This window comes from Paenibacillus alvei DSM 29, assembly GCF_000293805.1.
Lineage (GTDB): Bacteria > Bacillota > Bacilli > Paenibacillales > Paenibacillaceae > Paenibacillus_B > Paenibacillus_B alvei.
This window is the reverse complement of record NZ_AMBZ01000018.1, coordinates 1-9,193: the sequence shown is the minus strand read 5'-3', so window position 1 is coordinate 9,193 and position 9,193 is coordinate 1. Positions and strand designations below refer to the sequence as shown.

Here is a 9,193-nt window from a genome sequence, read left to right as displayed (position 1 = left end):
CCCTTCCTTTCTGCTTTTACGTAATCTTGAATTTAATCTTTGATACAACGTTCGCCATTTACACCATTTCACATCGCCGTATTCCTTCACCCAATGCACGCCGTTTGGATTGAACTCTATTGATGCATTAGCTCGTTCAGCGATGTTCACAAGAGCTGTTTTCGTAATCTTGTTTCGACTCATAGCTGCAACCATCATCCACTTTCTCAGTACGACGTATCTCTTTGACATTATGTAAGTTCATGGTGTAGTTCCTTTTTCAATTAACTGCCGTTCATAGTCAAGCAGCCATTCACGACGGATACGGTGTTCTAGTCCTTCTTTGTAGCTGCGGAGTTCTCCAGACTTAATTCGGCGTCTAATTGTTTTGGTTGAGCGTTGAAAATACTCTGCAGCATCCTTAATAGTAAGAACTGGTGGTAGGCCCGTCAGCAACTCTTTCATGTTGCTCATGATGTCATCACCCTTGGATCAATCTTGTTCTGGCTGACCACATCCTCCTCGCTCAAAAAATAATCAAGCGTCACTCCAAAGTAGTCAGCCAGAATTTTCAATTTGTCCACTTTAGGATTGTAGTTACCTTTTTTCCAATTACTCAAGGTAGAAGTGGAAATGCCCGTGTCTTTAGATACTTGATATGCTGTCTTACCCGACTCATTCAAAAGTTCTTGGAATTTTTTATACAAATCGCACCCCCCCTTTCGAATTTAATCTATTGACTGTTAGCTAAGTTTTCTTATATAATCAAAGTGCGACCTAAGTTATATAAGAAAACTTAGCCCTGTATGTTCATTAGCTCAGATATCTAAGCTATGTCTGTATATTAGCATAGCTTTCTAAGGTAGTCAACAATATTCGGCTTAGTTTTCTGACTTTGTTTTTTCACAAGAAAACAATGGAGGAAGACCATGTACGAAATATTCGAGCAATTATTGAAAGAACATAACGTTACTGCCTACCGTGTTGCTAAAGAGACAGGGATTACTACAGCAACACTTACAAGTTGGAAGCAAGGGAAATATACCCCCAAACAAGAAAAACTCCAAAAAATAGCTGACTACTTTGGAGTGACGCTTGATTATTTTTTAGGGGTGTCTCAAGAAAAAACAAATTCAACTGAAAAACAACCTTATTATGATTTAACAAAAAAGGACGAAAGCGATATCGCCAAAAGGTTAGAAGCCATGATGAACGATCTTGACAGTGATTCAGCATTAGCCTTTATGGGGGAGCCTATGGACGAGGAGGATCGCGAGCTTTTGCGCATGTCTCTTGAAAACACATTACGCATATCCAAACAAATAGCAAAAAAGAAATTTACTCCTAAGAAGTATAGAAATAGATAAGCATCTAGGAGGCGACACATGGAACGAAAGCTTGCTAAGGAGATTGCAAAAAATCATGGCACGAACTCGTCATGGATTATTGCGAGAGAGTTAGGTGCTGATGTCAGACTAGAAGATTTAGGGAAAAATATATGGGGGTACTATACCCGGGTAAATCGTATTCCCTGCATACGTATTAATAGTAAATTAGATCCTGTTAAAGCTAACTTTGCATGTAACCATGAACTGGGACATTTGATACTTCACCCGGACTCACCCACGCCATTCCTTCGCAGGAATACGCTTTTTTCGGTGGACAAGCTGGAATGGCAAGCTAACCGCTTTGCAACATTTCTTTGGGTAGGACTTAGCGAACCGGAGGCTTGGGAGACAAAACAACAATTTCTCTTGCGCTGCGGACTTCCCAAAGAGTTTCATGTTTTTTATTGACCTTTCGCGCTTTCCAGCCGCAAGGCTGTTCATCATACGCATTAAACCGAACACACATTCTGTATGGAGGGAATGAGATGGAAAAAAAGGCGCCAAAGAAAAAGAAACTCCCACCTGGTGTCCGTGAACGGGACGGCCGTTATACTTACCGCTACAGCGTAGAGGTTATCGTTAATGGAAGGAAAAAACGCAAGCAAAAGGAAACAAAATCCTACGCAACCGCAAAAGAAGCATACAATGCTGGAATTCTTATTGAGGCGGACAAGCAGCGAGGGAAACTAGTCGATGAGAAGAATATCACTCTAGGAGTATGGGCGGAGCGTTGGCTTGAGAACTACACTATTGAAAAAGAACCCGCGGAATACACCCTTCGAGGCAAAAAGACAACTATAAGCTCATTAAAAAAATATCTCGGGGAGCATACTAGAGTCAAAGATACTACTAATGATGATTATCAGCAATGGCTTAATAAGTTGAAAAAAATCGGACGAAAGGAAGGGACTCTAAAGAAATACCATGTTGACGCATGTATGATTTTTAGCGATGCTGTCTTAAAAAAAATCATTACTACCGACCCAACAGAAGCAGCCCAAGTTCCTGTTTATAAGCAGACAGTAGAAGAAATCGAAGCAGGAGAAAACATCCTGCCCAAATATCTCGAAAAAGCACAACTCAAGCATTTCCTGAACATTGTCCGCTTTCGTGGTAGTTCTCAAGAATATAAGATATTCGTCTTACTAGCATATACAGGGCTACGGATTGGAGAGTTACTGGCTTTAAAATTGAGTGACTTTAATGAGGAAGAGCGCTACATATCTGTTACAAAGACACTAACCATTACTGGCAGTGTCAAGAATTATAAACTTGGGCCTCCTAAAAACAAGTCTTCCGTCCGGAAAGTAAGCATTGGTGATACTGCTATAAAAGCTATCAAAGATCAGTTAGCTTGGAGAGAACAGAAAGAAAAGGATGGCGAAGTAATTTATAACGGAGGCTTTCTGTTCTGGAGCTCAAAATACCCTGGGTATCCAGCGAGACCGTACACGGTAGAGGATCAATTTACCCGTCTGCTGAAAATTGCTGAGCTTCCAACTACTCTCACCCCTCACAGCCTACGCCACACCCATGTAACTCTTTTGGCCGAGGCAGGAGAGCAACTGGCAGTAATCCAGGAACGATTGGGACATAAAAACGACGAGCTCACCAGGCGGGTTTACCTACACGTTACAGAGGGGCAGAAAAAGCTTGTCCCCGACAGATTCGAGCAGGTCATGAACTCCTAACTAGTTCACATTGTGGGTAATGTGTGGGTAAAATCCCCTCCCAACCTCCCTCTATCCCTTCTACAACAGCCTTTCAATGCCCATCCATGTATTTCCTCGGCAAATATATGTACGATGAAGCCCCTGTCCCTACTGCGGTCAGCAGACCCGAGCGCGACAAGGCCGTCGTATCCTTTCAAAAGCGGATTGATGAGGCTTCTGCGAAGCGTCCGGGCAGTGTGAGCATCGTGACGGGCAAGGGAGAGCTTCCTCTTCCCCCGGAAACCATTACCGTGGACGGAAATAGGCTGATTATTCACTCTGACAGGCTGCCACTGACAGAATTCTGTCTGCGGCTTCAGCATATCGCCGACACGCCTGCCTATTGGCTGTATAACAAGGATAACCCCGCCAATGTTATGAAGGGCGTTACAATTATAACAGTGCCTGAATAGAAAAAAAGCAATCAACCGGCTCCCGCGTTCTTATGGGGATAGTTGATTGCTTTTCGCATTTTTCTTGATACAATCTCTTGGGTTACAGACGAATCGCGATATTTTCTTATGTGAGAGAACGATCTGCGTGATCCCCTTCCTCTTCTACATACTCTAAAATATCGCCGGGCTGGCATTCTAAGATGCTGCATAAGGCATCCAATGTCGAGAAGCGAATCGCTTTCGCCTTGTTCGTTTTTAATATCGAAAGATTGGCCATCGTAATATCTAATCTTCTGGAGAGCTCGGTAGAGCTCATCTTTCGCTTGGCCATCATTACATCCAGATTAACTCGAATTGCCACAATGATAACCCCACTTTATATCGTTTGATCGTTTTCTTCTTTGATTCTTGTCGCCTCCTCAAATAGCTGAGCCAAGGTCAGGCTCAAAAAACCAATAGCGAGTGCAAGGAATGACACAACCACCATCGGAACGATGGTCAGTGCATCCAAAAACATGTCGTACGCATACAACAAAAATTATAGAACACCCATTAAACAAAAGAATTTCCTCATTGTAGAGATTGAATTATCGTTTGTCAATAAATATTAGCTTTAAAACAATAACACAAGCACGTTCGTTACCATTAAGAAGGCCCGTAATTGAAACTCGCATCGTGTCAGTGTCCGTTCAAATGAAGCGACCTCTTTAAAAAATGATATAACTTCGCGGCGGCCAAACTCATTCGATGCGGCTGCACTCTGCAAAGCATGCCGGTCAGCATATCGACCGAGGCTCCTTCCATTGTGCGAACCACTGTGCCTAATGGCGCAGAATCTACCATGATCTCCGGCACGAAGGCAATGCCTAGCCCGCTTTGCACATAATGCTTCAGTGCACCCATGCTCCCAATCTCCATCGTGTCTATGCCGATCTGCCCCATGTCCTGCAGGATAAAATCGAGCTTCTTCCGATAGGGACAAGCATCTGCGGTTATCAATAGGCGATTTCCCTCCAAGTCTGCTGGCTGAATGATGTCATGGGATGCTAGCGGATGATGTTCTGGCAGCAGCATGGCAAATGTTTCAAGAAAGAGTGGCTCAAAATGCAGATCGGTGCCTACCTCAGGCGACGAGCATATCGCAAAATCGAGATCGCTGTGAAGCAATTGCTCTACTAATGCAGGGGTGCTGGCGATCTCAACAGCGATACGAATTTGTGGATGGTCGCCCATGAATTCCGCTAATCTGTAGGGCAAGCGACTGCTTGCTGTAGGTTCTGTTACGCCGATTCGAACAGATCCGGCTTCTCCGTTACTCATATCCGCGATATTGCTTTGCAGTTGCTCCATACGGTGTACGATTTCCAGACTTTGCTCGTAGAACAGCCTGCCTGCTTCTGTCAGATGAATCGCCTTCCCGCGATCAAAAAGCTGTGCGCCGATTTCCTTCTCCAGCTTCTGTATTTGCATCGTGATCGTCGATTGTGCATAGTTCATTTCCTCTGCCGCTCGGATAAAGCTGCCTGATTTTACGATACATTGGAATGTTTTTAAGGTTTTGATGTCCACCAGGAATCCCTACTCATCAATTCATTTTAATTGAACTATATCTTCATTACATTCAATTATACAAATACATACGAGCTCAGTACAATGAATATGAACAGATAAAGAAAGGGAACGGGAGGGCGTAAGCATGGACTTGAAGCATAAGGTAGCATTGGTGACAGGCGGGGGTACTGGAATTGGCAGGGCGACCGCGATCGAATTATCAAAGCGGGGGGCATTCGTAGCGATCAACTATTCCCGATCCGCAGCCGATGCGGAAGAAACGGTACGAAGCATTCAAGCCAACGGCGGTCGCGCCATAGCTGTTCAAGCAGATATTTCACGGGATCACGAAGTTAAGATGATGGTGAACCAGATCGTGCATGCCTTCGGTACGATTGACGTGCTTGTAAACAATGCGGGCATTACGAAGCATATACCGATAGAGGATCTGGATGCCGCAACGGATGCGGTATGGGATGAGCTTTTTAACGTTAATGTAAAAGGGATGTTCTATTGTGCTCGGGCCGTTGCTCCTTACATGAAGCAGACGCAGAATGGCGCAATCGTCAACGTTGGCAGTATTGCCGGACAGACAGGGCTCGGTTCCTCGCTCCCCTACGCGGTATCCAAGTCGGCAGTCCATGGCCTGACCAAATCGCTGGCACGCGCACTAGCGCCTGCCATTCGAGTCAATTGCGTCGCGCCCGGTGCAGTAGCGACCAGATGGTGGCGCGGACAAGAGGAGCGAATGCAGCAGCTCGCCCCGAATCTATTGCTGCAGCACCTCTCAACATCGGAGGATATCGCACAATTCATTTGCTCCGTCCTAGAACAGGAAGCCATGACGGGACAAATCATCACGGTAGACAGTGGGCAAACCCTATAGCCTGAAAATCGGGGCCTAAGTTCTGACGATCAAGCGAATATACTACAGTAAGGCAACCAATCCTCCTGCACCTCTTCTGCGGGAGGATATTTGTCTATCATGTCTAACTTGCGGTTATCCTCCGTCAATATCGTATAGTGTGAGTGAGTTAGGCTTTCTCATTTACAAGATGAACAGGAGTGATCACATTGGATATCCAGTGGAAAACAGCCGAAATTGGCAAATGGGCTCGTTCAGGCATCATTTATTTCACCTCCAAGATGGAGATGCTTGAGGATGTTCCCTGCAAAATGTACAAGCTGCTCAGACAGCACAGCTTAACCCATCATTGTCACGACTATTTTCAAATTTGGTATGTGGCAAAGGGGAATTTCCAACATACTGTCAGCAATCGACGATTCGATATTGGAAAGGGTGATATATTTGTAATTTCCCCATTCACCGTGCACCGGATTGAAATACCTCCCGATCAAGACATTGAAGTCTATGGCTGCGAGTTTATGCCTTCTTTTATTAACGAACGCTTTGAAGAAAAACCGGTGGCTCCTCTCTTTTTTGACGTTGCCTACCTGGAATATTTCCTTCGCCGGGATGACAGCATGCAATCGAAGATTACGCTCGGACACGTTGCGGAGATTCGCGTACTCAACGTACTCAAGGAAATGCTCGCTGAATATCAACGGCGTTCTCCTTTTTTTCAATTGGTGTTGAAATCCCATTTACTTCTTCTCCTCTCCATTCTCGTAAGAGAAATTAACAAAGACGTTGTGCAAGCAGGATTTGAGAAGGAGGAGAAATACAGATCGATTATGACAGGGGTTATTGATTATATCCATGCCGCCTATCACGAGGATTTGCATTTGAATACTCTGTGTTCCTTGTCGAATTTGTCGCGGTCTACCTTTTGCAGTGTATTCAAGACGTGGACGGGCAAGACGTTCAATCGTTACCTGGCAGACCTTCGCATGTTCCATGCTCTTACCATGCTGAAGCAGCCCGAATTGTCCGTTACGGATGTCTGCTATGCGATCGGATTCAACGAACTGTCCTACTTCTGCCGCATGTTCAAGAAATACACCGGCATTTCCCCTACCTCCTACCGCAAGCAAGCGATCCAGCAAGAGCCATGCACGCATACGATAATCCCACTTTTACACACAAATTTGAAATAAAATAAAGCGCATACATGCTACCATGGGGATACTTCACACGAATAAGGAGGGAATTGACGACTACTCTGAATACACGGTATTGCTTATCACAAGTAGACTGCCTTCGAATCTAAAACTGTATAATCGGTGTCGATAATACCCATTTCTGAGTGTTGAGGGGGAATAAGCATGAAAAGAAAGCCAATGAAGTGGTGCCTTGCACTGATTGTTGCGTTCTCCTTGCTTGCTGGCTGCTCCGGGGGAAGCACATCCGGTGAAGGAGGATCGACTGGCAATTCGGACTCCAAAGATAAGGTAGAGCTCAGCTTCTGGTATGGGTGGACCGGGCCGGAGGCCGCTGCACTGGAAAAGCTGATTGCCAAGTGGAATGCCTCCAACTCTGATATTCAGGTAAAAGGGCTGTCTCAAAGCGACTATCAGAAGCAGCTCACTGCAATTACAGGCGGCAATCCTCCCGATATCGCCTCTCAATTTGGGCAAAATGTCGTGCCTTGGGGGCTTCGTGGCGCGATGATGCCGCTTGACGATTATATTTCCAAGGACAGTGTCGATCTGAAAGACTTTGTTCCTGCCGCGCTCAGCATCTCGCAACATGAGGGCAAAACCTATGCCTTTCCCATTGCCATGCACGTCACGATGCTGTTCTATAACAAGGATATCTTAAAGGAAGCCGGCTTTAATGGCCCGCCAGAGACGATTAGTCAGCTCAAGGCGTATATTAAGGCACTCAGTATCGTGGAGAATGGAGGACGGCTGCAGCGGCTTGGACTATGGCCGGGAATGGACACGTACACCTTCGCCAATGCGTACAACGGTTCGTTCTATGATGAAGCTGCAAAGCAGGTTACACCCGACAACCCTGGTGTCAAATCAGCTCTCGAACTATCCAAGGGCATTTGGGATCAATACGGCTCAGCTAATCTGGATCGCTTCTCTTCCGGTCTCGGACAATATATGTCCGCCCAAAATCCATTCTTCTCCGGCAAGTACGCGATGACGATCGACGGCGAATGGCTGCCGACCTTCATTAAGCAGTTCGCTCCGAATTTGAACTACGGTATTGCTCCCATTCCATATGATGAAAAGCATTCTGAGCGGAAGAACCCCGGCAATGTCACGACGAGCGTGTTCTATATTCCGAAGGGTGTAAAGCACCCAGACGCTTCATGGAAGTTCCTGAAATGGATGACGGAGCCGCAGCAGATGGCCGAGTTCACCGCTGCGATTGGGAACCTGCCAACGAGACTGTCCGCGCTGAAGGATCCGGTCTATCATGACGTACCTGGATTCAAAGAGTTCCTAGACTACTCTACAAGCAAAAACCTGCGTTCCTTCCCCGCTACTTCCTTCGCCAATGAGTACATTGCCGAGTTCGCAGTACAGGTTGACGCAATTTTAAGGGGAACTGTCAGTATGGAGGAAGGTTTGAAGAAGGTGAAAGACAAGATTCAGCCACTCGTCAAATAGAAGCCGTTGGGAGGGTACTTATGATGAACATCTCCCCAGTCGTTGTCCCGCAACAAAAGAAAACAGGCTGGACGAAGAAAGAGCGGCATGTCTTCTTTCTCGGTCTGGCATTTGCGTCGCCTTGGATTATTGGTTTTCTAGCCTTTACTGTCTATCCATTCTTCGGCTCCTTGTACTTCAGCCTGACCGAGTATGATCTGTTCCGTTCCCCGCAGTGGGTTGGCCTACGCAACTATGAGCACATTTTCGCAGACGAGAGCTTCTATCGTTCACTTGGCAATACACTGTTCATGACCTTTATATCCGTACCCATCACGCTCATTGTATCCCTAATGATCGCGCTGCTTCTGAACACGAAGGTGAAGGGAATTAATTATTACCGGACGATCTTTTACTTGCCGTCTGTCATTCCGATCGTTGCCAGCGCCCTCTTGTGGACGTGGATGCTGAACCCGGATTTCGGCTTAATGAACACGATTCTGCGCTCCCTAGGCCTTCCCGACCCCGCTTGGCTGCTGGATCCGCAATATACGAAGCCTTCTTTAATTTTAATGAGCTTTATGGGGGAACCGGGGCAGGGGCCCTCATCTTCCTCGCTGCCCTTCAGGGCTTTCAAAGCAGTATTACGAAGCGGCTCAAGTCG

Annotated in this window: 13 protein-coding genes and 1 pseudogene; 8 read left to right on the top strand and 6 right to left on the bottom strand. The window is 46.0% G+C overall.

Going from position 1 to position 9,193, the window contains the following annotated elements; all coding sequences use genetic code 11:
* The 3 genes from PAV_RS36710 to PAV_RS30175 form a co-directional block, all read right to left on the bottom strand.
* A partial coding sequence (locus tag PAV_RS36710; RefSeq protein ID WP_238555952.1) for a hypothetical protein occupies positions 1-231 on the bottom strand: 231 nt, incomplete at its 3' end.
* A gap of 9 nt (positions 232-240) precedes the next feature.
* A complete protein-coding gene (locus PAV_RS30180; protein WP_005552263.1) occupies positions 241-453 on the bottom strand; it encodes a helix-turn-helix domain-containing protein in 213 nt (70 codons plus the stop codon).
* The gene (locus PAV_RS30175) at positions 450-686 is read right to left on the bottom strand and encodes a helix-turn-helix domain-containing protein (protein ID WP_005552262.1); all 237 of its coding nucleotides are present in this window, start codon (positions 684-686) and stop codon (positions 450-452) included. The genes PAV_RS30180 and PAV_RS30175 overlap by 4 nt, the downstream gene beginning before the upstream one ends.
* 222 nt (positions 687-908) lie before the next feature.
* Here PAV_RS30175 and PAV_RS30170 point away from each other — a divergent pair, with 222 nt between their 5' ends.
* From PAV_RS30170 to PAV_RS30155, 4 genes are all read left to right on the top strand, one after another.
* A complete protein-coding gene (locus PAV_RS30170) occupies positions 909-1,346 on the top strand; it encodes a helix-turn-helix domain-containing protein (protein WP_005552261.1) in 438 nt (145 codons plus the stop codon).
* A gap of 18 nt (positions 1,347-1,364) precedes the next feature.
* On the top strand, positions 1,365-1,775 hold the full coding sequence (locus PAV_RS30165; RefSeq protein ID WP_005552260.1) for an ImmA/IrrE family metallo-endopeptidase: 411 nt from the start codon (positions 1,365-1,367) through the stop codon (positions 1,773-1,775).
* Positions 1,776-1,852: 77 nt separating this feature from the next.
* Positions 1,853-3,058 carry a tyrosine-type recombinase/integrase gene (locus tag PAV_RS34020; protein WP_005552259.1) on the top strand — a complete coding sequence of 402 codons (1,206 nt, stop codon included), beginning with the start codon at positions 1,853-1,855 and terminating at the stop codon, positions 3,056-3,058.
* Positions 3,059-3,081: 23 nt separating this feature from the next.
* Positions 3,082-3,492 carry a hypothetical protein gene (locus tag PAV_RS30155; protein WP_193373019.1) on the top strand — a complete coding sequence of 137 codons (411 nt, stop codon included), beginning with the start codon at positions 3,082-3,084 and terminating at the stop codon, positions 3,490-3,492.
* A 106-nt stretch (positions 3,493-3,598) separates the two neighbouring features.
* On the opposite strand, the gene PAV_RS30150 is transcribed toward PAV_RS30155, so the two are convergent.
* From PAV_RS30150 to PAV_RS30145, 3 genes are all read right to left on the bottom strand, one after another.
* Complete coding sequence (locus PAV_RS30150) at positions 3,599-3,808, bottom strand: helix-turn-helix domain-containing protein (RefSeq protein WP_206703677.1); 210 nt, start codon at positions 3,806-3,808, stop codon at positions 3,599-3,601.
* A gap of 42 nt (positions 3,809-3,850) precedes the next feature.
* On the bottom strand, positions 3,851-4,009 hold the full coding sequence (locus PAV_RS34015) for a DUF2975 domain-containing protein (RefSeq protein ID WP_081505703.1): 159 nt from the start codon (positions 4,007-4,009) through the stop codon (positions 3,851-3,853).
* A 143-nt stretch (positions 4,010-4,152) separates the two neighbouring features.
* Positions 4,153-5,043, bottom strand: a complete 891-nt coding sequence (locus tag PAV_RS30145) for a LysR family transcriptional regulator (RefSeq protein WP_005545268.1) — start codon at positions 5,041-5,043, stop codon at positions 4,153-4,155.
* Between the two features lie 127 nt (positions 5,044-5,170).
* On the opposite strand from PAV_RS30145, the gene PAV_RS30140 reads away from it, so the two are divergent.
* From PAV_RS30140 to PAV_RS30125, 4 genes and pseudogenes are all read left to right on the top strand, one after another.
* Positions 5,171-5,911: an SDR family NAD(P)-dependent oxidoreductase gene (locus tag PAV_RS30140; protein WP_005545270.1), complete on the top strand. Its 741-nt coding sequence runs from the start codon at positions 5,171-5,173 to the stop codon at positions 5,909-5,911.
* Between the two features lie 188 nt (positions 5,912-6,099).
* On the top strand, positions 6,100-7,083 hold the full coding sequence (locus PAV_RS30135) for a helix-turn-helix domain-containing protein (RefSeq protein WP_005545272.1): 984 nt from the start codon (positions 6,100-6,102) through the stop codon (positions 7,081-7,083).
* 168 nt (positions 7,084-7,251) lie between these two features.
* The gene (locus tag PAV_RS30130; RefSeq protein WP_005545274.1) at positions 7,252-8,550 is read left to right on the top strand and encodes an ABC transporter substrate-binding protein; all 1,299 of its coding nucleotides are present in this window, start codon (positions 7,252-7,254) and stop codon (positions 8,548-8,550) included.
* A 20-nt stretch (positions 8,551-8,570) separates the two neighbouring features.
* Positions 8,571-9,193, top strand: a pseudogene (locus tag PAV_RS30125) (carbohydrate ABC transporter permease); the annotation flags it as partial.